This window comes from Leptolyngbya sp. FACHB-261, assembly GCF_014696065.1.
In the GTDB taxonomy this organism is placed as follows: domain Bacteria; phylum Cyanobacteriota; class Cyanobacteriia; order FACHB-261; family FACHB-261; genus FACHB-261.
In genome coordinates this window covers 129,209-151,066 of record NZ_JACJPL010000013.1, presented here as the reverse complement: position 1 = coordinate 151,066, position 21,858 = coordinate 129,209, and the positions used below count along the sequence as shown (strand labels likewise).

General features: G+C 49.5%; 29 protein-coding genes, 2 tRNA genes and 1 riboswitch. Of the genes, 13 read left to right on the top strand and 18 right to left on the bottom strand.

The window, feature by feature from the left end; all coding sequences use genetic code 11:
* Window positions 1-26: 26 nt before the first annotated feature.
* The 6 genes from H6F94_RS05850 to H6F94_RS05825 all read right to left on the bottom strand — a co-directional run bounded on the left by H6F94_RS05850 (window position 27) and on the right by H6F94_RS05825 (window position 3,779).
* Complete coding sequence (locus tag H6F94_RS05850; protein ID WP_190801286.1) at window positions 27-581, bottom strand: VanZ family protein; 555 nt, start codon at window positions 579-581, stop codon at window positions 27-29.
* A 368-nt stretch (window positions 582-949) separates the two neighbouring features.
* Window positions 950-1,456, bottom strand: a complete 507-nt coding sequence (locus H6F94_RS05845) for a GNAT family N-acetyltransferase (RefSeq protein ID WP_190801285.1) — start codon at window positions 1,454-1,456, stop codon at window positions 950-952.
* Window positions 1,435-1,761, bottom strand: coding sequence for a hypothetical protein (locus H6F94_RS05840; protein WP_190801284.1), 327 nt, complete (start codon window positions 1,759-1,761; stop codon window positions 1,435-1,437). Before H6F94_RS05840 ends, H6F94_RS05845 begins: the two co-directional genes overlap by 22 nt.
* A gap of 154 nt (window positions 1,762-1,915) precedes the next feature.
* Complete coding sequence (locus H6F94_RS05835) at window positions 1,916-2,452, bottom strand: GNAT family N-acetyltransferase (RefSeq protein ID WP_190801283.1); 537 nt, start codon at window positions 2,450-2,452, stop codon at window positions 1,916-1,918.
* A gap of 180 nt (window positions 2,453-2,632) precedes the next feature.
* A complete protein-coding gene (locus tag H6F94_RS05830) occupies window positions 2,633-3,049 on the bottom strand; it encodes a VOC family protein (protein WP_190801282.1) in 417 nt (138 codons plus the stop codon).
* Window positions 3,050-3,491: 442 nt separating this feature from the next.
* Complete coding sequence (locus tag H6F94_RS05825; RefSeq protein WP_190801281.1) at window positions 3,492-3,779, bottom strand: hypothetical protein; 288 nt, start codon at window positions 3,777-3,779, stop codon at window positions 3,492-3,494.
* Window positions 3,780-4,119: 340 nt separating this feature from the next.
* Here H6F94_RS05825 and H6F94_RS05820 point away from each other — a divergent pair, with 340 nt between their 5' ends.
* Window positions 4,120-5,001, top strand: coding sequence for a bile acid:sodium symporter family protein (locus H6F94_RS05820; protein WP_190801280.1), 882 nt, complete (start codon window positions 4,120-4,122; stop codon window positions 4,999-5,001).
* Window positions 5,002-5,274: 273 nt separating this feature from the next.
* Here the strand turns inward: H6F94_RS05820 and H6F94_RS05815 are convergent, their stop codons facing one another.
* The 5 genes from H6F94_RS05815 to H6F94_RS33505 form a co-directional block, all read right to left on the bottom strand.
* The gene (locus H6F94_RS05815) at window positions 5,275-5,730 is read right to left on the bottom strand and encodes an HIT family protein (protein ID WP_190801279.1); all 456 of its coding nucleotides are present in this window, start codon (window positions 5,728-5,730) and stop codon (window positions 5,275-5,277) included.
* A 249-nt stretch (window positions 5,731-5,979) separates the two neighbouring features.
* Window positions 5,980-6,651, bottom strand: coding sequence for a glutathione S-transferase family protein (locus H6F94_RS05810; protein WP_190801278.1), 672 nt, complete (start codon window positions 6,649-6,651; stop codon window positions 5,980-5,982).
* A 155-nt stretch (window positions 6,652-6,806) separates the two neighbouring features.
* The gene (locus tag H6F94_RS05805) at window positions 6,807-7,181 is read right to left on the bottom strand and encodes a nuclear transport factor 2 family protein (protein ID WP_190801277.1); all 375 of its coding nucleotides are present in this window, start codon (window positions 7,179-7,181) and stop codon (window positions 6,807-6,809) included.
* Between the two features lie 391 nt (window positions 7,182-7,572).
* Complete coding sequence (locus H6F94_RS05800) at window positions 7,573-8,469, bottom strand: DUF4238 domain-containing protein (protein WP_190801276.1); 897 nt, start codon at window positions 8,467-8,469, stop codon at window positions 7,573-7,575.
* Window positions 8,417-8,596 carry a DUF4238 domain-containing protein gene (locus tag H6F94_RS33505; protein ID WP_190801275.1) on the bottom strand — a complete coding sequence of 60 codons (180 nt, stop codon included), beginning with the start codon at window positions 8,594-8,596 and terminating at the stop codon, window positions 8,417-8,419. The genes H6F94_RS05800 and H6F94_RS33505 overlap by 53 nt, the downstream gene beginning before the upstream one ends.
* Window positions 8,597-9,279: 683 nt before the next feature.
* On the opposite strand from H6F94_RS33505, the gene H6F94_RS05790 reads away from it, so the two are divergent.
* On the top strand, window positions 9,280-9,648 hold the full coding sequence (locus H6F94_RS05790) for a hypothetical protein (RefSeq protein ID WP_190801274.1): 369 nt from the start codon (window positions 9,280-9,282) through the stop codon (window positions 9,646-9,648).
* Between the two features lie 28 nt (window positions 9,649-9,676).
* Here H6F94_RS05790 and H6F94_RS05785 read toward each other — a convergent pair whose 3' ends face one another.
* A complete protein-coding gene (locus H6F94_RS05785; protein ID WP_190801273.1) occupies window positions 9,677-9,838 on the bottom strand; it encodes a hypothetical protein in 162 nt (53 codons plus the stop codon).
* An 18-nt stretch (window positions 9,839-9,856) separates the two neighbouring features.
* Entirely contained in the window at window positions 9,857-10,027 is a 171-nt protein-coding gene (locus H6F94_RS05780; RefSeq protein WP_190801272.1) for a hypothetical protein, read from the bottom strand.
* A 449-nt stretch (window positions 10,028-10,476) separates the two neighbouring features.
* Here H6F94_RS05780 and H6F94_RS05775 point away from each other — a divergent pair, with 449 nt between their 5' ends.
* The gene (locus tag H6F94_RS05775) at window positions 10,477-11,121 is read left to right on the top strand and encodes a hypothetical protein (protein WP_190801271.1); all 645 of its coding nucleotides are present in this window, start codon (window positions 10,477-10,479) and stop codon (window positions 11,119-11,121) included.
* A gap of 664 nt (window positions 11,122-11,785) precedes the next feature.
* Here the strand turns inward: H6F94_RS05775 and H6F94_RS05770 are convergent.
* Window positions 11,786-11,857, bottom strand: a tRNA-Val gene (locus H6F94_RS05770).
* Window positions 11,858-11,887: 30 nt separating this feature from the next.
* On the opposite strand from H6F94_RS05770, the gene H6F94_RS05765 reads away from it, so the two are divergent.
* The 10 genes from H6F94_RS05765 to H6F94_RS05725 all read left to right on the top strand — a co-directional run bounded on the left by H6F94_RS05765 (window position 11,888) and on the right by H6F94_RS05725 (window position 19,337).
* A complete protein-coding gene (locus tag H6F94_RS05765; protein ID WP_190801270.1) occupies window positions 11,888-12,457 on the top strand; it encodes a metal-binding protein in 570 nt (189 codons plus the stop codon).
* 218 nt (window positions 12,458-12,675) lie between these two features.
* Window positions 12,676-12,820, top strand: a riboswitch (guanidine-I (ykkC/yxkD leader).
* A 90-nt stretch (window positions 12,821-12,910) separates the two neighbouring features.
* Entirely contained in the window at window positions 12,911-14,098 is a 1,188-nt protein-coding gene (locus tag H6F94_RS05760) for an agmatinase family protein (RefSeq protein WP_190801269.1), read from the top strand.
* Window positions 14,099-14,101: 3 nt separating this feature from the next.
* Complete coding sequence (gene hypA / locus H6F94_RS05755; RefSeq protein ID WP_190801268.1) at window positions 14,102-14,488, top strand: hydrogenase maturation nickel metallochaperone HypA; 387 nt, start codon at window positions 14,102-14,104, stop codon at window positions 14,486-14,488.
* Window positions 14,472-15,212, top strand: coding sequence for a hydrogenase nickel incorporation protein HypB (hypB, locus tag H6F94_RS05750; protein ID WP_190801267.1), 741 nt, complete (start codon window positions 14,472-14,474; stop codon window positions 15,210-15,212). The genes hypA and hypB overlap by 17 nt, the downstream gene beginning before the upstream one ends.
* 57 nt (window positions 15,213-15,269) lie before the next feature.
* A complete protein-coding gene (locus tag H6F94_RS05745; protein ID WP_190801266.1) occupies window positions 15,270-16,310 on the top strand; it encodes an ABC transporter substrate-binding protein in 1,041 nt (346 codons plus the stop codon).
* A 57-nt stretch (window positions 16,311-16,367) separates the two neighbouring features.
* Complete coding sequence (locus H6F94_RS05740; RefSeq protein WP_190801265.1) at window positions 16,368-17,213, top strand: ABC transporter permease; 846 nt, start codon at window positions 16,368-16,370, stop codon at window positions 17,211-17,213.
* A 6-nt stretch (window positions 17,214-17,219) separates the two neighbouring features.
* Window positions 17,220-17,996, top strand: coding sequence for an ABC transporter ATP-binding protein (locus tag H6F94_RS05735; protein WP_190801264.1), 777 nt, complete (start codon window positions 17,220-17,222; stop codon window positions 17,994-17,996).
* A gap of 110 nt (window positions 17,997-18,106) precedes the next feature.
* Window positions 18,107-18,229: a hypothetical protein gene (locus H6F94_RS32845; RefSeq protein WP_277878000.1), complete on the top strand. Its 123-nt coding sequence runs from the start codon at window positions 18,107-18,109 to the stop codon at window positions 18,227-18,229.
* A tRNA-Gly gene (locus tag H6F94_RS05730) sits at window positions 18,215-18,285 on the top strand. The genes H6F94_RS32845 and H6F94_RS05730 overlap by 15 nt, the downstream gene beginning before the upstream one ends.
* A 584-nt stretch (window positions 18,286-18,869) precedes the next feature.
* The gene (locus H6F94_RS05725; RefSeq protein WP_190801263.1) at window positions 18,870-19,337 is read left to right on the top strand and encodes a type II secretion system protein; all 468 of its coding nucleotides are present in this window, start codon (window positions 18,870-18,872) and stop codon (window positions 19,335-19,337) included.
* A 326-nt stretch (window positions 19,338-19,663) separates the two neighbouring features.
* Here H6F94_RS05725 and H6F94_RS05720 read toward each other — a convergent pair whose 3' ends face one another.
* The 4 genes from H6F94_RS05720 to H6F94_RS05705 form a co-directional block, all read right to left on the bottom strand.
* Window positions 19,664-20,053, bottom strand: a complete 390-nt coding sequence (locus tag H6F94_RS05720) for a DUF302 domain-containing protein (protein WP_190801262.1) — start codon at window positions 20,051-20,053, stop codon at window positions 19,664-19,666.
* 27 nt (window positions 20,054-20,080) lie between these two features.
* A complete protein-coding gene (locus tag H6F94_RS05715) occupies window positions 20,081-20,248 on the bottom strand; it encodes an SDR family oxidoreductase (RefSeq protein WP_199320231.1) in 168 nt (55 codons plus the stop codon).
* A 5-nt stretch (window positions 20,249-20,253) separates the two neighbouring features.
* Window positions 20,254-20,937 carry an SDR family NAD(P)-dependent oxidoreductase gene (locus H6F94_RS05710; protein ID WP_190801261.1) on the bottom strand — a complete coding sequence of 228 codons (684 nt, stop codon included), beginning with the start codon at window positions 20,935-20,937 and terminating at the stop codon, window positions 20,254-20,256.
* Between the two features lie 100 nt (window positions 20,938-21,037).
* Window positions 21,038-21,787, bottom strand: coding sequence for an SDR family NAD(P)-dependent oxidoreductase (locus H6F94_RS05705; protein ID WP_190801260.1), 750 nt, complete (start codon window positions 21,785-21,787; stop codon window positions 21,038-21,040).
* Between the last annotated feature and the right edge of the window lie 71 nt (window positions 21,788-21,858).

Sequence of the window (21,858 nt, the reverse complement as noted above, 5' to 3'; positions counted from 1 at the left end):
GCTGCGGATGTGCTTTGACCGTTCGTTCAGCGTGTTGGACGTGCGTCCCGATCGAAGAATTCGTCAATGGCTGCAATACGTGACATCTGTTTGAACAGCAGATATCCCAGTACCCCGCCCAGCGTATTTGCAATCACATCATTCACATCGGGAAGGCGAGCACTCCCCAAGATCATGTTGGTAAGAAACTGCGTGAGTTCGATGGCTAGGGAGAGTTTGAACGTTCGCCGTGCAATGGTTTTGATAGACGAGGATGAAGGGAAGATCAAGGGGAGAAACACGCCAAGCGGAACCATCAGCAGCATACTTGACAAGAAGCTGTGAAGATCAGCAGTGAGGATTGGTATCGCGTTAATGTACCAAAGATTTTCTGAATAAGGGTTGCCAATACGAATCTGCATGGGGAACAACACAAGATGCAGAACAGCAAGGAGGTAGAGCACGAATGCGGTGAGAATTGCAAACCGGAGAGGGCTCAACCTTCTGCCTTGATAGACAGCAAGGTACACCAGGGTAGCCAGATACGCCACAAAGAGGAACAGAAGTATGGGAGCAGACTGAATTGAGAACATGCTGGTCATGGGATGAACTTCTTGTTAGAGGGTGCAACGCACAGGATGGTGAGGACAAAGATACTAAGAGTAATGACTAATAAGTAGGTGGCGAACCAGTTGTTAGTTTTCAACCCCACTGAACCAACGCATTGTAACTATCTACTTCGTTTGCTCTGCTGAAAAGACGGAAACATTGGCAAAAAGTTGCAGGGATGTGGTGCATGTGCACGAAGAAGGTATTTACAGGGATTAAAAAACAGGTTGAGCGATCGATCAGGACACTCGAATACAATTGGGTACGGAAGTGAACAAGCAGGCGGACGGTGAAGTTGTGCGGCGTCAGATCACCTCGGATGCCCACCAATAATTACTGTTTCGTCCGCACTAACGCAGTGTTAGGCATCTTCGTTGAAACTGTAGACCATAAGATAACAACGACCATATCCAGGAGGGCTGTATTCTCGCAGAATGCGAAAGCCAACTTTGGTATAGGCGCGCTGTGCGAACAGATTCTGCACACTTGTAGTCAGACCAACCAACGGGACATCTCGCCTCTGGCGAAGCTGTGACAACAATACCAGGAGTGCTTTCGGTCCGATCCCACGACCAACAAACTCCGGCTCACCAATGAGAATGTCTACGTCAACCGATCCTGCGGGGATTTCGTGAAGACCAACTGAATCCAAAATTTCACGCGACACAGCCTGCCATCGAACGTAGCCAACTGTCTGACCTCCGACTGCGATCAGCGCTCGATCACCACCGGCTGGTGGATTGGCTGCCCACTCAACATGGTCTTCAGGGTCAGGATACCAAGCAGCGACATGGGGAGCCACTAGCCAACGTCTTAGTAACGTGACCTCGGTGCTGGAGAACGGAGTTAACGTGACATCGGCTTCCATAGTGACCTGCAAGCTTCTTCTGCATAACGGTAGGCATCACCGGGCGCACGAACGGCACTGGTGTGAAGTATACGGAATTCACTTTGCGGGCTCCGCTGCATGTGTTTGTTAGGTGTCATTCGGATGAAGTTCAACAGAGGTTGGGCGATTGTTCCATCTAGGTTGACAGGTCCACGCCCAGAGATCAGTGCCCTCGTGCCAACGATCCGAACCCAAGAGAAGGGAAAGACAACTCCGGGTGGCAGTTGGAGTGGCTGCGGGAGAACGATTCCAAGGTCTTGCAGCCTTCGTTCAGTTTGGGACATCTATTACCTCCGTTATATGGGCGAAAGGCTTCGCCCTACTTTGCCTAAACTGCATTCCAGCTGGGTTGTGATGCCTAACGGCTGCGCTCACCGGACGCAGATAAACTTTGCAACCCGACTGATCCGATGGGTACGTTCTAGTGCAGCTTAATTGTTAGGTTGCTGGTAGCTTCGTACTTTCTGCTTTTCCCCAAGTTTGAATTTCGTAGTAAAGCAATGGACGCTCATTGACGATCGCTCTACGAGTTCGAGACATTCCCAATGCCTCAAGCACTCGAATCGACGCTTTGTTAGGCTCATCAACGTCTGCCTCTACTCTCTCCAATCCAAGCGCATCAAATGCGTAGCGAAGTATAGAAAGTGTAGCTTCCTTGGCATATCCCCTTCCCCAGAGTTGAGGCCGTGTGCCAAAAATTAGACTCGGTGAACCTTGTAGTGAATGCAGCAGACCTGAAAACCCTGCTACCTGAGCGCTTTGATGCTCAAAAAAGAGCCAAATTCCATAGCCATGACTAGCAAAGCTCACCACACTTGTTTCAATAAACGATTTTGCTTCCTCGACAGAGATTTGTCGATTATCGAAGAGAAATCGTCGGACATCAGCCTCGTTCCATAACTGGTGTACAGCATCTAGATCGCTCATCTGACAGGAGCGCAAACTTAAACGTTCAGTGTGAAGCAAATGCGACATTATTCCAACACTTTACTTTATACTTGCTTTGAAGAAATCCAACTTAGCACTGTGTGACTGGTCGTTAACTTTGAAGCACTGTCTCAACCCAGAACGAACAGTCGAACGACCAAGCTCACCGGAGGCAGACAACCTTTGCAACTAACTGACTAGACTGAGGTGTTCCGATGTAGCGTATTTTCATGGTGACTGGTTTACAGTTAATCCTATTTCTTGTCCATAAGATAGTTCAAGTGTGTGACCGTCTGGATCTCGTAAAAAAGCCCAGTATCCAACCGGATATCCAGAATCTTTTGGTTCCTGAAGCAGAACACCTTCTTTTTTTGCTTTCTCACAAAGAGCATCCATAAATTCTCGGCTTTGACACCCAACTCCAAGGTGTGCAAGGGGAGATAGAACGGGATGCACTGAGCTTGTTTGAATGAGAACAATGACGAAAGGGCGAGTGCGATCAGAAAGCCATACAACCGCAATCCCTGTTTCTGCGTCAATGCGACGATGAACAACCTGCATTTGAGCGTAGACAGAGTAAAATTTAATACTTTGCTCTATATCTGTAACGGGGAGCGCTATGTGAGTTAGTCCAACATCAACCATCGCAGTCTATCTCTCGCTTTACTTATAGATGATGGTTGTCTCTAAGCGCTTATGCAGCTTTTTTGAGCAGTCTAACGGCAAAACGCAGCGGCGGCAGAGAGCCTTGAACTCAGCACCAGCGGCTCGCGTTCGTCCGCTACCGTGAAGTGTCGGGCTGCTGCAACATCAGTATCTGAATGGAGTAAGCCTCCATGTTCTTTCTGAATAGGCTTGGCAAGCTTTGCTCAGCAAGTGGGCGTTACACGGTTTCGACCTAGCTTCTTGAAGCATTGGTCGGCAAGAGCTTAGGAGGCGTATAGATGCTCCTTGACTGATTTGTTCTCAGGATGGCGGAGTGCTCTTTTTCCTCGGTTAAGTAGTTTTGTGGATTGAATCGACGGTTGAACTGATCAATTGGGAATTCGTCTGTGGTTCTACCTATGAGTTTGTTGCGATTTATTGCTTAGGCGGGACTGGAATCAACAATGGCGACCGCCGAAATAACATTGGAGTACTCGGAAATAACATCGGCGGTCGCGGAAATAGCTTTTGAGTACTCCGAAATAACATCCGCGACTTCGGAAATAGCTTTTGAGTACTCCGAAATAACATTGGCGGTCGCCGAAATAACATCCGCGACAACGGAAATAACATCGGCGAGCGCCGAAACAGCTTTTGAGTACTCGGAAATAACATCCGCGGCAGCGGAAATAACATCGGCGGTCGCGGAAATAGCTTTTGAGTACTCCAAAGTAATAAATACCTACGGCGATGCTTGGGCGTGAACGAGCAGCTCAACGAAGCCTACACGGTTAACCAGCAATACCTTCTCAAATTACAGCGGACAAGCTCTAGATTATGTTCCCACCCATAGCCTGAGTAGCCCAACGCTGCCCATCACCTGCTGCAGATAACCTTTGCATCATAGCCAACTAACTCTCGGCGGTCGGCGTACATGGGCGTTGTTAGGCAGTGCTTTTGTGAAATTAATACTCACTGATGATATTTGTAAAGATTAAGGTGCAATGGGTGCTATTTTGTTTCTGGTCTGAACAGATCAAATTCTCTCCTGTTGTCAATTTCTAGCACTTATGCAGAGCAACTTATTCACCTCTGTTTTACTGCCCCTGGCTCTAGCAATTGTCATGCTAGGTATGGGACTAAGTTTGGTTCCAGAAGATTTTAAGCGAATCACTCGCTACCCCAAGGCAGTTGCAGTGGGCACGGTCTGCCAGGTATTGCTGCTGCCGCTGATTGGGAGCCTGATCACACTGGTAGTTCCCATGCAACCGGAAATCGCTGTGGGTCTGCTTGTTTTGGCAGTCTGTCCCGGCGGTCCTTCCTCTAATCTTATTACCTATCTGGCAAAGGGCGATGTTGCTCTATCGGTGACGCTCACGGCAGTCAGCAGCATTATCACCGTGTTTACGATTCCCCTTTTTACAAATCTGGCGCTCCAGTATTTCCTAGGGAAAAGTGCTGCGCTCGCTTTGCCGATTGGCACTACCATCCTGCAAATCTTCCTGATCACGCTGTTGCCTACAGCGATCGGGATGGCAATTCGTCACCAGTTTCCTGACACAGCACGTCGCCTAGAAAAGCAAATGAGCCGCCTTGCCGTAGGACTATTAGCGCTGATTATTGTGCTGTTGCTGGTAAGAGAAGGCAGTAAGCTCCCAGGATTCCTGGTGCAGGTGGGAGTCGGCGCATTGCTGCTCAACCTACTGGCAACGCTAGCAGGATTTCTTGCTGGAAAGTTGTTTCGGCTGCCGCTGGCTCAACAGATCTGTATCGCCATTGAAGTGGGCATTCAAAATGGAACGTTGGCGCTCGCCATCACTGCTGGTCTACTCAACAATCCCGACATGGCTGTGCCCGCTGCCGTTTATAGCTTGTTGATGTATGTTACTGGTTTTGGAGCTATCCTCTATGGCAGACAATCGATCGGCGGCGCAGCTAGCTTGAAGTACTGAACTACTATTCCAGTTGGAAAACAGTTTCCTAATATTCTCGGTAGGCACAAACTTTGTTGTCCCTCGCGTACGAAGTCTACCGACTTTAACCTAAGGGCAGAGCGAGTAACTTAAAACCATTGCTACAGATATTCAAACTACCGACCATACCGACAATTGAAGCTGCCTAATGTTCCAGCTGAGCGGCTGCAAGTAACTTTTATATTCCCACCAAAGCTCCCAACAGTCTGCTTCAGCCGGGTTGTTATGCCGCCGCGACGCTCCACAGTGCTATTAACTCTCCACAATTTCCTGACGCTGCTGAATCGATGCCGCAATTTTACGCATCAATTGCTGATCCCGCTTCAAATCAAGTGGAGGCGCACTTGCCCAATCGTAAAACCATACGGGCTTCCGCCGCTTCTCTTCTGGCTCGGTTGTAAACCTCGGAAACACATGGGCGTGTAGCGCCGCTTCACTATTACCCAAGATTTCATAGTTGATACGAACTGCGCCAGTAACCTCAAGCAAAGCATCACCCAAAACTGTCATGTCTTGCAAGAAGCTTGTGCGTTGCTCCATTGCTAAAGAATTCAGACTTGGCACGACTGGATCAGGTAGTAGAAGAGAGTAACCCTGCAAGAACTGCACATCGCCAAGCACTACCCAGCCTGATGGAACCCGACAAATCACTGCTGGATTAATGCCTTGACGTGCTTCCTCAACCCGACGATGAATCAGAGTAGACATTTCAAGTTTTAGTTGCCTAACTACTAACCCTAAAGCACTGCCTCACCAACAATCTCACGATAGCTTAATTCCTGACCTCCAACAGATAAACTTTCGGTCACGTCCCCACCGAGAACTTGCAGGCATAACGACCAAGATAAGCGGCTGCAAGTTTTCTCTGCAACTCCACTAGTGGCTCTCGCAGTCTGCTTTATCGACTTTGTTATGCGGTGATTTCTTCCAACTTTTTAACGTCTCTGCCTAACGATGCTAAGAAATCACCGATGCCGAGCTTTGTAACCGCGCATAGTGTTTGAGATAAAATTCTTTAGGCTTGGCAATTGCCCGAACTGATTCTCGGTTGGCGACGGTTTCGTACCATTTTTTTAGGCGATTAAGTCCGCTTGGGAATTGAAATCCACGAAAATGCTCCAATACTGCGACTTGTTCAAACCAAGGGTAATAGGTCAGATCGACAAGGCTGATTTCTGCGCCCAACCAGTAAGGTTCCTCTGCCGATAACTTTTGCAATCCCTCTTGCTCAACAAATTGTAAGTACTTGCTTAGTTCTTCTACGCCCTCTGCTTGCTGTAGTGGTTCTAGGGTGAGCAACAATTTATGAGTGGCTGCAAACAACCGAACATCGGCAAAATTAATCCAGATTCGCGCTTGGGCACGTTGCACCAGGTCTTTGGGTAATAGCGGAGGGGTTGGAAACGATTCCTCCAGATATTCATTAATAATCGCAGACTCCCATATGCGGAACTTGCCATGCTTGAGTAAGGGTACTAGACCATAGGGAGAAATTTCCTCAAAGTTGGTAGGCTTGTTTTGTAAGTCAATTTCGATTAGCTTAAATGGCACTTGTTTCTCGGCTAGAGTTAAGCGTGCTCGATAGGCGAAGGGACAAAGAACCGCGCTATAAAGTTCGATCTCAGACATGAGGAAACCTCTTTGCGTCTAGAATTAGTCAAGGATTACAGGTCATTTCACGGGATCAAGTAAGGTTTATGCAAAAGTTGTTCGGTTGCGTCTCATCGTAGTCAACGCCGTTCGCTACTTCAACCTTAAGAAATTATCTCGTTCTTAATTGCCTACTAGTCCCCAAAAAACAGGGACATATCTGCATAGACACGCCATTCGCGGATTTGCAACCCGCTCATACGGTAAATGTCAGTGCATGATATCGTAATTGGGCGTTGGTCACGCAATCGCATGAAATGTGAGTCAACTTCAATCACCACAATGTCGTCGTAGTTCCATTGGAGTCGCAGCGTGTGCCCCTGCCACAGAGCATATTGGTTTTGCCATTCCATGTAATCCCGGATGCCTGCTACACCGTAAACCGGCTCCCGTGAGCCGACCTTGTACATAACGTCAGAGGTAAAGTATGCGGTTGCCGCTTGCCAATCCTGCGACCCTACAAGACGCTCCATCGTTTTGACAGCTTCGATTTGCGACATTGATTGCATTGTAGATCGCACTCCTCGCTTGCCTACCATTCGCATATCTTCCTACACCCACAATTATGGCAAAGCGAGATTTCTTTCAGTTGTTACACTGTGTAAGCAGCCGAACGGCAAAAGTCAGCGGTTACAGACCAATTTGAATACAGTACTATGATTGCTTGCCAATCCGCTGCACTGAAGTGTTCAACTGCTGACAACTACTCAAAGTGCCTACGAAACCCATCCAGTTTAACCTTCAATACCTTGTCAAATCCCATCAGACAAGCTCTAGATTATGTTCTCACCTATAGCTTGAGCAGCCTAGCGTTCAAGATCCCCTGCCGCCAATTCCAGACGGAACAAGTAACGGACGAATATAAAAATGAAAAACAGTAAGCCTACGACAGAGGGGGAATTAGTTTGAGTTAAGAGTATTGTGTATTGTTGCTGTAACTCCAACAGTATCCTTTTGTGGATTGCAAATCTCCGGCTTCGTAGCACAAATTGTTTGCGCCAAGCCGAAATCATTCGATACGCTATATATTTGTCGATTACTTTGTAAAACCTGCAAGGCATTAGCGCCTTGTACATCGTCTGGGCTCATCCTGAATGCCCTGCCTTGCTTTTCTTCTAGGTGTTGAAAGTGCTTGTGCTCTAGCATAAAAAGAGCGTAGGTCGGAGTAAGAGGGAAAATTATCTCTACGCCCTCTGATAGTGGGCTTGGCAGCTTCGATGTTAGTTGGATTGTGGCTAAAGTGAGGCCCGGACCAGCAAGCGGATCAATCGATGGTTTCTTCCCTGCTTTGTGAGATTGCAGCACTACAGGGCTATCGGAAGTGTACAGGGGTATGTCTGTATTGTTGATACCAACAAACCACAGATGATAGCACAAACCTGTTGCAACTTTAATTAAAAAGCTTGTGTCCCACATTTGTTGGGCATGAAGTACCGAAGCAGTATCTTTATCGTAATCGACTCCTACACTAAGCTTTTCTGCAAGATCAGGAGCCAGTAATTGCAATACAGTATTGAAAACTGCTTCCTGAGTCTTCGTCCTCGCCTCAATGAGCCGATTACGGAATGATCTTGTCCGTACAAATTGTACAGTTATGAAGCGTGCCATGAGTACACGCTCCTCTAAACTAGCTCCTTTACCTTGCGCGACTCGAAGTGCAGCCTCAATTGCGGCATCAAATTCTGCTTCCATGACGCTAAGCGCTTTTTCTATAAACTGGGAGTTTTGGTCAACACCAGCTTCACTAGGGATATCGCATAATGGCAAGTCGTAAAAAAAACCGCTCTTGGGCAACATTTTCTATGTTTTCTGGTCCACGAACCTCGCCTTTCAACTTGTCGAATATGTATAACCGTTTTCCATCAACGGTAAAACGTCTTAAGTAGAATTGGGGAACATAATGTTGTTTCTTCGTCTTTTTCATGCCAGATTATCTTATACACTTCTACTGTAGAAAAGAGCCTAGGAGACGGGATGCACACCGAACGATTCCATACACTAGATGAAAATAACCTCTGTACTCGCCCATAGATAAACTTCGTTCCGGTGCAGTTTTTAAGTCAATTTCTGAGTTCAGCAATTAGGCTGCTAGATTATTCGAATATTAACCTTTGCCTAAGGAATTGACTAGAAAGTTCAGCATTTTTTCCGGGAATATTACCTCTCTTCGCGGACTAGTATCTCTAAATCTGAGGTAGATAGACAACTTGATGTTTCTTGAAGATGTGCTACGACCAAAAGAGCTATTTGGCTATATGCAGAATGAAATTTATCCTCTTAGATCCTACCTCTTTCTGATTGGGCAGAAAAAATTAGTGGAGTGAAACGGGACTGAAACTAAGTTTCAGTGCTACTTCGCTTGGTCAGCTGCAACACACAGATCTTTTTTGCGCTGCCTACTTGACTCCAGCGGTAAGTCCCTGCTACCTTTCAACGCAGGCAACTGGACCCCTAGGCGTCCCCCAGGGTCTTAACCAAACTCTGGGGAACTAACCGCCAGGTTGTTAACACCAGCCTGGCGGCTAGGGGGCAGTTTATCACCTACCTTTCTCGGCCCTGAATAGGGGTCAAAGGCTCTATTGCCCTCAAATTTTTGGAGTTCTTGTCATGCACCTTACTCAGGTGTTGCAGCCGCAGCTTTGCATTCCTTTGTCTCAAGTCGCCCGCTTCTTAGGCATTCCCGAATCGCTCATTTGCCGCATCGAACACTGGCTGCATGTGCTGTTCGTCCATCGCGCCGACCGAGGCGGACAGTTCCTCAGCTATCGCAAATTCAATCAGTGGCTTGCCGCCTGTGCTCTCACCATCCAAGCCTGCAACGACCTGCACCTGCTCGACTGGATTGGCGAAGTGATCAAAACCGAAATTCAGCGCTACTCCTACCCCGAAGACGTGCTGAGCTATTGGCGGCAACTGTGGCGACAGCGACACACCCAACTGCGCAACTCAAGCAGCCCTGTGTCCGCTATCCCTTGACGGGCTTCGCCACAAGTACCCCTGCCTGTCAAGCCGCAGCAATGACACTTTTGCCCCCAATCCCCCAACCATGAGCCTCAACCTTCGCCTCGCCCTCTGGGACCACATCACCCGCCGCCTCAACCTCTCCGCTCAGCTCAAACTGATCCTGCTGACCATCGCCAACTACCTCGAACCCAACAGCGCTCACTCCCGCGTCACCCTCGCCCTACTCAGCCGCGACAGCAACCTCGAACCCCAAGACCTCCAACCCCTGCTCCTGGGCCTCGAAGCCCGCGACCTGGTCCGCAAAGTCACCGTCCACCCCGAAGGCGGCGGCCCCACCATCGCCCTCTACAGCCTCTCCCCCAATCTGCTGCGAACTGTGCAGAATGGCCATTGAGGGCTTGGCAACCAAGCCCCTACCCAGGATTTCCTCGCCACCCGCAGAACCCCGTCCCTTGCCCCCCTTCCCTGCGAGGGAAGGGGGCCGGGGGGTTAGGTCTCCCCCAACCTGTTAACGACGACAAATAGCGCGTTAATCGACACGACAAGTGCTCAAACCCTCATGCAACAACCATTAGTTAGCCAGAGCAACAACCAACTATAAGGAAGGCTGCTATTTTGCCTTGCGTCTGCGAACCACTCGGTAAATATGCTGTCCAGTTATATTCCATCGCTTCACATTTCCTTGATAACACTGGAGCCAATGTTAGTCCTGATTGTTTATCTTGATTTTTTAGAGTCAGGGTATCCGTTCGTCATGCCCAATTGCGTTGAATCTCAGCCACATGGGGATTGGTTGATCCTGGCATTCCACAAGATAAAGGAACTTCTGGGAGGATCAAGATGAAAAAGTCACCGACTGCTTGTAGACCACTGGCGGATTGGCTGGGGCAAAACGTTCGCTTTGAGGGATATTTAAATTACTGGGGAACGGCGGACAAAACTGGAGATAGTTCTTTTCTACTGCAAAACATCAAGGCCATTCCTTACAAAGGTCGTCAGGATCAACTTAGAACACTGGATCATATTTGGCTTTATATGAATAAAGACATCTATGAACCACCCAGATGTGAACGGTTTGGCAGATACGCAGCTCTTGGGAAAGTTGTCAGCTATACAAGGAGTAATGGCACCAAAGACTATGCAATTGATATAAAGAAGTACGTACCGATCGAGGCCCACCTTGACTTATTGAAGCCATACGAAGGTTATAAGCTCAATCACGTCCAAGCCAAGACGATTATTCTCAAGGAAACGTTAAATTTACTAGACATTGAAGAATTAGATTTTGGCGTTCATTTGTCCTACAAAGATGTTTATCAACATTTTCAGGATGAATATGAATTTTGTCACAGGCAAGTTGAAATCAACGAACGGTATGAGGCTAAGAAACAGCACCGCCCCAGACCAAACATGAAGGACATCAAATTCACCTCGGCTGCACCGAAATCAACCAAAGTAGCAGGTAAAGGCTTCGCAATCTCGTAACCCGTCCTATGTCTTGCTGGACTGACAAAATTAAAGGAATGAAATGATTGGGGCGATTGTTCAAAGCGGGGTGAGATGTCCATCTAGCATAGCTGCCGTTTTCCCAATTGAGTTAGTAGGAAGAGATTCAGTTGAGTAACATTAGGCTGAACGTGGTTTCAGCGCTTATTCAATCCTGCTGACCATTGCCAACTACCTCGAACCTAACAGCGCCCACTCCCGCGTCACCCTCGCCCTACTCAGCCGCGACATCAACCTCGAACCCCAAGGCCTCCAGCCCCTGCTCCTAGGTCTCGAAGCCCGCGACTTAGTCCGCAAAGTCACCGTCCACCCCAAAGGCGGCGGCCCTACCAGGCCCTCTACAGCCTCTCCCCCAACCTGCTACGAGCCGTGCAGAATGGCCATTGAGGGCTTGGCAACCAAGCCCCTACCCAAGATTTCCTCACCCTCTGCAAACACCTGTCCCTTGCCTCCCCCTTCCCTCGCAGGGGAGGGGGCCGGGGGGTTAGGTCTCCCTCAACCTGCTACGTCGCTCTCAATGGGGGAGACTGACAAGCATATGGTTGTTGTCGCAACGACATGAATCTACTAACGACGACAAATAGCGTGCTAATCGACGAGTGCTCAAACCCCTACTAGTAAAGGATTTGAGCACTGAAGAAGATGGGCAGTACTGGATTTGAACCAGTGGCATCCTGCTTGTAAGGCAGGCGCTCTACCACTGAGCTAACCGCCCGGTAGAATCTGAGTATATCAAACTTTTGCCATGCCACTCGGTCGAACCCACGATCAAATCACACTGTGGACTTTGCCCCTGATTTCCGGGGCGAGCTACTGGGGCACCCGAAGTGGCGAACTCTCCCTGCTGCTCAGTGGCAGTTACCTATTCGCAGGTTTGATGTTCGGGGGCGATCTGGATATCCATTCGCAGCAGTACAAACGGTGGGGCATCCTGCGTTGGCTCTGGCTACCCTATCGCAAGAGCATGCGCCATCGCTCCTTTCTGTCCCACGGCCCTGTAGTGGGGACGGTCCTCCGTCTCGCCTACCTAGCCTGCTGGGTACTGCCTGTGGTTCTGCTGATCCTGTGGGGCTGGTACCAAACACAGGGTTGGCTGTGGCAGTGGCGACCCATTGCCAAGGCTGGACTAGCCCTGTTCACCACCTTTCCCTTGCAGTGGCTGGCTATTTTAGTGGGCTTGGAACTGGGAGCCATGAGCCATAGCCTGAGTGACTGGATTGGTTCTGGTCTTAAGAAGCTACGCGGCCCCAGCAAAAAACGGTCTGCTAGCAAATTCCGGCAAGCTGAACGCCGCAACCGATCAAGCAAGTTTTAGAGCAACCTTCTTGTCTACAGGAGCCTATTCCACTAGGCAAGTCTAAGCAACAAGGCTGGTCTAATCACAAGCCCGCGTTTTCGTTAGATGCAAAAAAATAGTGATAACGAGCCTTTGTAGGCTTTGATACACTTTCCGCTCAACGCTCTTGTTAAGACTACGTCAGGCTTAACAAGATTGGGAGGTCTGAGCAACTGCTTTAGCACCACGCTATACAAGTGATTAGCTTCTAGGGTTCCGATCTGACCGTATGCAGTTCAGATGTCTGGTCCGAGAGAAGCAACCAACTTTCGACAATCTTGGCAATGAGAAACCCAAAGATTGCGGAAGAGGGTCACACGGCGGGAGAAAAGCCCGGGAGAGCCATACAGCAGCAAAGGACTGTTGGCGACTTCTGGGCTTTTGCCATTTTCAACGGATCACCGGTTCAGCATCTACAAAGGATCAATCAACATGACCGAACAGCCCCTTTTTCAACAGCCCAATTCCGATGCACCTGGCACTGAGGGTCGTCGTGCACTAGAACGAGAAACCCATCTGCCAATGACGGGCTGGCAGCAAGAGGTGAGCCGAGGCTTAGAGTTCGGTTTAGAAGCCGCCGAAAGCATTCGTGACCGCTCCATCCCAACATTTTCCCGAGGCGAACTCCCTCACTTTGCAGGCATTAACACTTTTCTCAAAGCACCATATTTAGAAGATGTGCGCAAGGTTGGGGAATACGATGTTGCTGTTGTCGGCGTGCCTCACGATTCCGGTACAACCTATCGACCTGGAACGCGCTTTGGACCTCAGGGAATTCGTCGCATTTCAGCCCTTTACACGCCCTATAACTTCGAGCTAGGCATTGATTTGCGCGAACAAATCACCCTCTGTGATGTTGGCGATATCTTTACGATTCCTGCCAACAACGAGAAGTCCTTTGACCAGATTTCCAAAGGGATTTCCCACATCTTCAGCTCCGGAGCCTTCCCAATTATTTTGGGCGGCGATCACTCGATTGGTTTCCCTACAGTTCGTGGTGTTTGTCGGCATCTAGGCGACAAGAAAGTTGGCATCATCCACTTCGATCGCCATGTGGATACTCAGGAAACAGACTTGGACGAACGCATGCATACCTGCCCCTGGTTTCATGCCACCAATATGGCAAATGCGCCTGCAAAAAACTTGGTGCAGTTGGGCATTGGTGGCTGGCAGGTGCCGCGCCAAGGGGTTAAAGTTTGCCGCGAACGGGCTACGAATATTCTCACGGTTACGGACATTACAGAAATCGGGCTGGATGCTGCCGTAGACTTCGCATTAGAGCGTGCTTTAGATGGCACGGATTGTGTCTATATCAGCTTCGATATCGACTGTATCGATGCTGGTTTTGTGCCAGGGACGGGCTGGCCAGAGCCAGGTGGGTTGCTCCCCCGTGAAGCACTCTATCTGTTGGGCAAGATTATCCGGCGGGCTCCGGTTTGCGGTCTTGAGGTGGTGGAAGTTTCACCGCCCTATGACATCAGTGATCTGACTTCGCTGATGGCAACCCGGGTCATTTGTGATGCCATGGCCAATCTGGTTTTGTCGGGTCAACTGCCGCGCCGCCAAAAGCCAGACTATATCCATGCAGAAGCCCAAGTAGTCGATAGTCCTTGGGGGTAAGCTGTGCACGAAACTGACATGACTAGGGCCTTGATTCTAACGGTCAAGGACTGGTGGGATGCTCAAACTGAGCCTCCCCGTATCGAACGCATTCACTTGACGGTTGGCAAGTTTACCTGTGTTGAGCCTGTAAGTTTGCAATTCAGCTTTGAGGTACAGAGACAGGGAACTTTTCTGGCTGAAACCGAGCTGGTCATTGAAGAGATACCACTCGTTGCCTTCTGTCACCCTTGCCAACAGTCCTATGAACCTGAAATCGGTTTGCATTATGCCTGTCCTCAATGTCAAAGCCCGATGGAAGACATTCGTTCAGGCCGCGAACTGAAGATTGACCGCCTCGAATACTGTACTGATTCGACTCCCTCACAAGCATATGCACCAAACATTTGACGCAGCCCTGGGCATCAACTTGCTGCACGCTAATCAGCGGGGCGCTGACCACAATCGAGCCCATTTTGATCAGTGGGGCATTACTTGCTTCAATCTCATGAGTAGCCCTGGTGCAGGTAAAACAGCGCTGCTCGAAAAGACCCTGGCTGCTTTAAGTCAAGATCTCAAGATCGCCGTAATCGAAGGCGATATGACCACGGAGCTAGACGCTGAGCGGTTGCGTCAATATGGAGTGCCTGTAATGGCTATCAATACCGGGCGTGCCTGCCATTTGGACGCCAAGATGGTGGCGGGTGGGCTCCATCAACTGGCCCAGGAGTACGTTCCTGCTGAGTTTGATTTAGTCTTGGTCGAAAATGTCGGCAATTTAGTTTGTCCTGCTGAATTTGAGGTAGGCGAACATGCCAAGGTTGCCCTGTTAAGTTTGACCGAAGGCGAAGATAAACCCCTGAAGTACCCAATCATGTTTCAGGAGGCAGACTGCTTGCTAATCACCAAACTAGATCTGGCCCCCTATCTCGATATTGATCTGGCTCGTATTGAAGCCAATGTGCGACAGATCAATCCAGATGTCACGCTGATTCCAGTTTCAACCAAAACCGGTGAAGGTTTAGATTGCTGGTTTAGCTGGGTGCGGTCACAGGTTGCAAGTCAAACAACCTTGCGTCTAGAAGCTAGGCCATTAGAAGCCAAACCAGACGCTCTGATTGCCTCACCGCATTGACTTTTTTAGTCGCTTTTCAGCGGATAGTTTTCAGTGGATAGATTCAGAGGATAGCTCATGAGGGTGCGTACGCTTGTTTCTTTCTTCGCGCTGGCCTTGGTCGGCTTAATTGTAACGGTCAGTTGTACACCGTCCCCATCGGCAACTACTTCAAATGCAGGCACATCCGCAGCCGCTTCTGCGCCTGTACGGATGGGGTTCAGCGCTTGGCCCGGTTGGATTCCCTGGCAGATCGCTCAGGATGAAAAGCTGTTTGAGGCTAACAATGTCACGGTGGATCTCAAGTGGTTTGATGGCTATTTAGATTCGATCAAGGCACTGACCGCTGGGCAATTGGATGCCAACACTCAAACCCTCAATGACACCATTAGCTCGGTGGCTGCTGGTTCCGATCAGGTGATTGTGTTGGTCAATGACAACTCCACCGGCAACGACAAGATCATTGTGAGCGAGGGCATTAATCAAATCGCTGACCTTAAGGGCAAGAGAGTTGCCGCTGAGGAGGGAACTGTCGATCACTTTCTGTTGCTGCTGGGCATGAAGAAGGAAGGTTTAACTCAAGCTGACATTGACTTTCAACCTCTAGAAACAGGGGCAGCCGCAGCAGCTTTTGCCGCTGGCCAGCTGGATGCTGTAGCCGTTTTTGCCCCTTTCACCACTCAAGCCCTCAAGCGACCTGGCAGCAAAGAACTCTTTAGTTCCAAAGACTTTCCGGGTGCTGTTCCTGATCATCTCGTCGTCACTCGTCAGTTGATCAATGAGCGGCCGCAGGATGTTCAAGGGCTGGTCAATAGCTGGTTTGCTACTCTCGATTTCATCAACAGCAATCGTGATAAGGCTTATGAAGCTTTAGCCAAGCGAGCCAATGTTTCAGTAGACGAATACAAAGATTACGATTCGGGTACCAAAATCTTCACTATCGAGGAGAATCTTAAAGCCTTTGCGCCTGGGCAGACTCCGACGTCCTTGTTCTATTCCGCTCAGCAAATTAATCAGTTCTTAGTTGAGAGTGGTCTAGCAAAAGAAGCGCCGGATATCAGCAAGCTCTTCGACGATCAGTTTGTCAAAGCCTATGCTGCCAAGGCAGGCAAAACCTAAGGGATACGGCTCTAGCTTGTTTCTTTAGTTTCTCCTAATACCATCAGGGCTCAAGGTATGGCTAAACCGATTCAGAATTCCAGCGCACTCACGTTCCAGCGTCCGCAGCGAATGTTGGGACCATCAGTTTTCTGGCAAATCTGTGAGGACATTCCTCGGCCTTTGACCTGGCTCTTGATGGCTCTGTCAGTCTGTGTTCCCTTTGGTCTGTGGTGGGCGGTTTCAAATTCGGGGGTGGTCCCTCCGTTGTTACTGCCCACCCCCCTTCAGGTTTGGGCAGCTCTGCAAAAGTTAGCCAGTGACGGTAGCCTGCTGCAAGATGCGGGCTTTAGTCTGTTTCGCGTTTTGTGCGGTTTCTTTTTAGCTGCAATGATCTCAGTGCCATTGGGTGTGTTGATGGGGACGTTTGCCAGTATTCGTGCCCTAACTGAGCCGCTCATTGGCCTGATTCGTTACATGCCAGCCTCAGCCTTCATTCCCTTATTAATTCTGTATTTTGGGCTGGGCGAAGTCCCTAAAATTCTGCTCATTTTCATCGGCACTTTGTTTTTCAACACGCTGATGATTATGGATGCGGTCAAGTTTGTACCCAAGGAGATGATCGAAACCTCCTATACCTTGGGTGGTCGTCGCTCCCAAGTTTTACTCCAGGTGATTCTGCCTTTTATTTTGCCCAACATCATTGATGCCTGTCGGGTAAACATGGCGGCATCTTGGAACCTGGTGATTGTTTCTGAATTGGTCGCAGCGACTGAAGGACTAGGACGTCGAATTAGCGTCGCTCAAAGGTTTCTCAAGACTGATGAGATGTTCGTCGGTTTGATTGTGATCGGCTTAATTGGTGTTGGTATCGATTTATTGTTCCGCTTACTGTTGCGCTTTGCCTGTCGTTGGTCACGGTAAATTCTTATGCAGTTAGAAGTTCGTCAACTCTACAAGCAATTCAAGACTCGGCTTAACCCTCTAGCAGTCCTGAGAGATATCAATTTGCACATCGCAGAAGGGGAACTAGTTTGTGCCGTTGGTGCCTCTGGTTCTGGAAAGTCTACGCTGCTGCGTCTGATTGCCGGGTTAGATACACCCACTGCCGGTGAAATTCGGGTGGACGGTGTTTCAGTAGCGGGGCCAGGGCCAGATCGGGGCATGGTCTTTCAGAGCTACACGCTCTACCCCTGGATGACGGTTGCTGAAAATGTTGGCTTTGGCTTGAAGTTGCAGGGTGCGCCCTCCACCTTGCGACGCCAGCAAATTGCCTACTATTTGGAGGTGGTAGGTTTATCTCAATTTGCCCAGGCTCTACCCCGTGAATTATCGGGTGGCATGAAGCAACGCGTAGCGATTGCTCGAGCTTTGGCTTCTCAGCCCAAGATTCTGCTGATGGATGAGCCTTTCGGAGCCTTGGACGTGCAAACGAAGGAAGCCATGCAACAGTTTCTCTTACATGTGTGGCGACAGACCAGCACGACTATTTTTATGATTACCCACGACGTTGAGGAAGCTGTTTTTCTCTCGCAGCGCCTCTATGTGCTCACCTCACGTCCGGGCAGCATTAAAGCAGAATTTAGTTTTGACTGGCCTGCGGAACGCACCTATCAAATCAAGCGTTCTAGTCGCTTCCTAGAAACGAAAGAGAACGTGATGGATCTACTGCGGGCGGAAACAGAAGAGGCTGTTCTGGTTCACTAGCAACCGACCATGCCCTGTCATTGGTGGGCTGGAAGGCAAGGCACAAACCCATGAGGCCACGAGGCTAGCAAGGCCCATAATGCCTGCTGATCTCGTCTGGGACTAGGGCTATGTCCTTGAAAGCTCTGCGTCTCGGCGTTCTTGGCTATGTACCAGGTAATGCTGGCGGTGGGGAAAGCTTCTGCCATGTGCTATCCTGGTCATTGCTTGTTCAGAGTGCGGGTGTAGTTTAGTGGTAAAACCACAGTCTTCCAAACTGTAGTTGTGGGTTCGATTCCCACCACCCGCTTGACTCATTAAAAAACCCTGAAAGCCTTGAAAATTAAGGCTTTTCCCCATAGCCAAAGACATCCCATATTCAACTATTACTCTAAGCACAAGCAGAAGGCCGCCGAGTGGCTGGTCCAGAGGTTGAGGCAGCAGCGGATTGACAGCAGGGCTCATCTCATCCGTCGGCTGGCAATACTTTCGTCAGCCGCTCCAATGGGGGAGTGCAGGGAGCAGCACTCAATGTCTAAATGCCTGAGTCGGAACATTAGGATATGCTTGGTGTCCCTAGTGGCGACCCTATCGGAGGGAGAGATGGTGAGAGATCTAAGCTAGTTCGCCTTTAGGTTCAGAAAGCCGAGAACCTCTGCATAAACTCATCGCCGCAGCAGGTATTAGGTAATTATCACGCCCCTTGGACGGGACCTCTGGGACGGGTCGTAGCAGAGGTTTTTGTCCCTATAAGTGAACCAGGCGAAGAAAAATTTCTAAATTACGAACAGATCAGCAACAGCATGGCTGTTTTGAACCGAGAGCCTGTGGGGGACTATGTGGGGGACTGGTCCAACGGAAACGTGATCGCTATGAGTAAACAGGAAGTGTTCAGTGAGAAATAGCTCAAGCTCAGGCTTTACGCTTACTGAAATGCTGGTTGTTGGAGTCATTATTGGGCTTCTATCGGCAGTCGCGGTTCCAAACTGGCTTGCCTTCGTGAATCAGCGTCGTATGAGTGTTGCTCAAGAGGAAATTCTGCAAGCCTTGCAAAGCGCTCAGAATGAGGCGAAGCGGGTCGAGCGCACAACAGCAGTTCAATTTGATCTCAACTCAGACCCCCCCCTTATCAGCGTCAACAACCGATGGCAAACATTGGGGCGTGGAGAACTCAAAGCAGGGCAACTGCTGTTAACCGTGAGCAGTAGCACCTTTAGCTTCAACGCCAAGGGAGAGCCAGTGAGTGGTCAAATCCCATTTAAAGCGACGGTAACAGCTCCCAGTAGTAAGGCCAAGCGGTGCGTAGTGGTTCATACGCTTCGGGGCACCCTGCAAGAAGCAAACGGATCTGCTTGTGACTGACCCAACAACCTTGCATTGCCTTCCCGTCAAACTTGCTAACCACCACTCGTGAGCTTTAGTGGTAGCGAGCAGGTTCTCAGTTGGTTTCTTCGAGAGGGGTAAGAGGCGCAGGGTCATAGCTTCGAGAAGTTGTCAACGTTTTTTCGATGCGGGTTCCCAGACCGCAGCTGCGAACGCTGTGGGATCTTCCTGGGGCAGGTTACGGCCAACGTTCGAAATGACCTGATGCTGGTACTCACCGATGAACTTCGCTGTCTGCAGAGTTGTTACCACGATGTTGAATTGGGTCGCCGTCAAGCATTTCAGCAAGTGGATTAAGGCATTGCTTAGAGAAGTGCTTGATGGATTAACGGTGTAATGACATCAATGTTCTTAACCAACTCATCAGAGAGGGAGAACCGTTGTTTTAAGTAGAGAGGATCGTTGTAACTCAGCCATACCTTGCCATCAGATGCTTCCCAGCCCACCACTTTTAGAGGTAAATCCAGGGCAATCGTTGGCTCTGCTACCATGAGCGGTGTTCCAGCTTTAGGGCTACCAAACAATAACAACTGCGTCGGCCGCAGGTTTAGCCCAACTTTCTCAGCTTCAACTTGTTGATCGATGCGGGCAAAAATGGTGATGCCTTTTGCCTGAAGGACGGCTGCTAATCGATCAATGGTTGCAGTTACTGAATACTGGCTGGGCTGGTTGATGATGCCGTTATTTGCATTCATAGCAGTGGGCTCTTTAACAGAAACAAATCAATGAATACCACCCGCGATGACCAGCGTTTCGCCAGTGATCCAGGCTGAATCGGAGGATGCGAAGAAGACAGCCGCAGGGGCAATGTCCTGCGGCTGTCCGATGCGACCCAGTGGGGTTAGCGCTTCAATTTGTTTTTGGTCAAAAACAGCGTTTAGAAAAGCCAACGAGATTACTTGTAGTTGGTAGATTCAGATAGCGTTTGCCATTTTACTGTCTCTTGCTCAACGTAAGCGTTCTTCTCGGCTATTGCCTGAAGTGTATCTGTGCCTAGACGCGACCTTAGGGGTGGCTCGTCTGTGTTGACGATCTGAAGAATGGCTGGGGCGAGCTTAGTGGGATCTCCTAGTTGTTGATGATTGCGTTCAGCCGCGATATTCCGAGTTTTACCGACAGTTCCAGCATAATCAGGGATTTGCGCTGCGCTCTGGCGTAGCGAACTGCTATCGAGAAAATTGGTGCGGAAGTATCCCGGCTCGACAACCGTAGCGTGAATCCCCAAGGGGGCTAACTCGCCATATAAGGCTTCGGTAATGCCTTCAACTGCAAACTTGGTCGAGGAATAGATGCCCCACCCTGGGGCGGATCGGTAGCCACCAATCGACGAGAAATTAATGATATGTCCGGAGCGGTGCTGGCGCATACTGGGTAGCACCGCACGGGTGACATTCAGCAGCCCGAAGACATTGGTTCGATAAACGCTCCCAACCTCTTCGGCACTGCACTCTTCGATTGCTCCCAGCAAGCCGAATCCGGCATTGTTAACCAGCACATCAATCCGTCCAAATCTTTCCAGCCCTGTTGCAGTTGCCGCTTTCACCTGGGCTTCGTCGGTTACATCCATGCTGAGTGTCAATACGTCCTTACTGGCCTCAAACTGTAATTAGCCACGTCTTTTGGGTCATCATCCATCTCCTTGAGATTAGTTATGTATTTGTGATCGGGTTTAGGGCGCTTCAAATCTGAGCCATACCGCCATCAACAAATAGCTCAATGCCGTTGACAAAACTACTGTCATCTGAAGCGAGAAAGACAACGGCTTTAGCAATTTCATCGGGGGTGCCCACTCGTCCTAGAGGAATGGTGACGGCTTGGCTATCCACGAATTCCTGCACCTGCTCATCATTCAGTCCTATGAGGTTGTAGCCAGGAGTTGGAACCACGCCAGGACTAATGGCGTTAACTCGGATATGACGCTCTTTGAGGTCGAGCGTCCAATTGCGAGCAAAAGAGCGCACGGCGGCTTTAGTAGCGCTGTAAACACTGAAGGCGGGCGTGCCTTTCCTAGAAGCAGTCGAGGCGTTCAGAATAATGGAAGAGCCCTCTGGCATCAGCGGTAGTGCCTTTTGCACGGTGAACAGCAGACCTTTGACGTTGGTGTTGAAGGTTTTGTCAAAATGTTCTTCGGTGATTGAACCGAGTGGGACGATTTCTCCACCCCCCGCATTAGCGAAGAGCACATCGAGATGTCCTTGCTCTTGCTCAATTGTGGTGAATAGGCGATCGAGGTCTGCCAGATTGGAGACATCACTCTGAACGCCCGTAACGTTTTTACCAATTTCTTTTACCGCAGCATCTAGTTCAGGTTGACGACGACCTGTGATGAAAACATAGGCACCTTCGGCCACGAAACGCTTGGCAGTGGCAAGACCAATGCCACTATTACCGCCGGTAACAAGAGCAACTTTTCCTTCTAGTTTTCTCATGATGATTAGTCCTGTGGTTGTTGGGTTTGAAAGAGCTGTTTGCGACGGGGTTTCGAAAATTGGATTTGTCC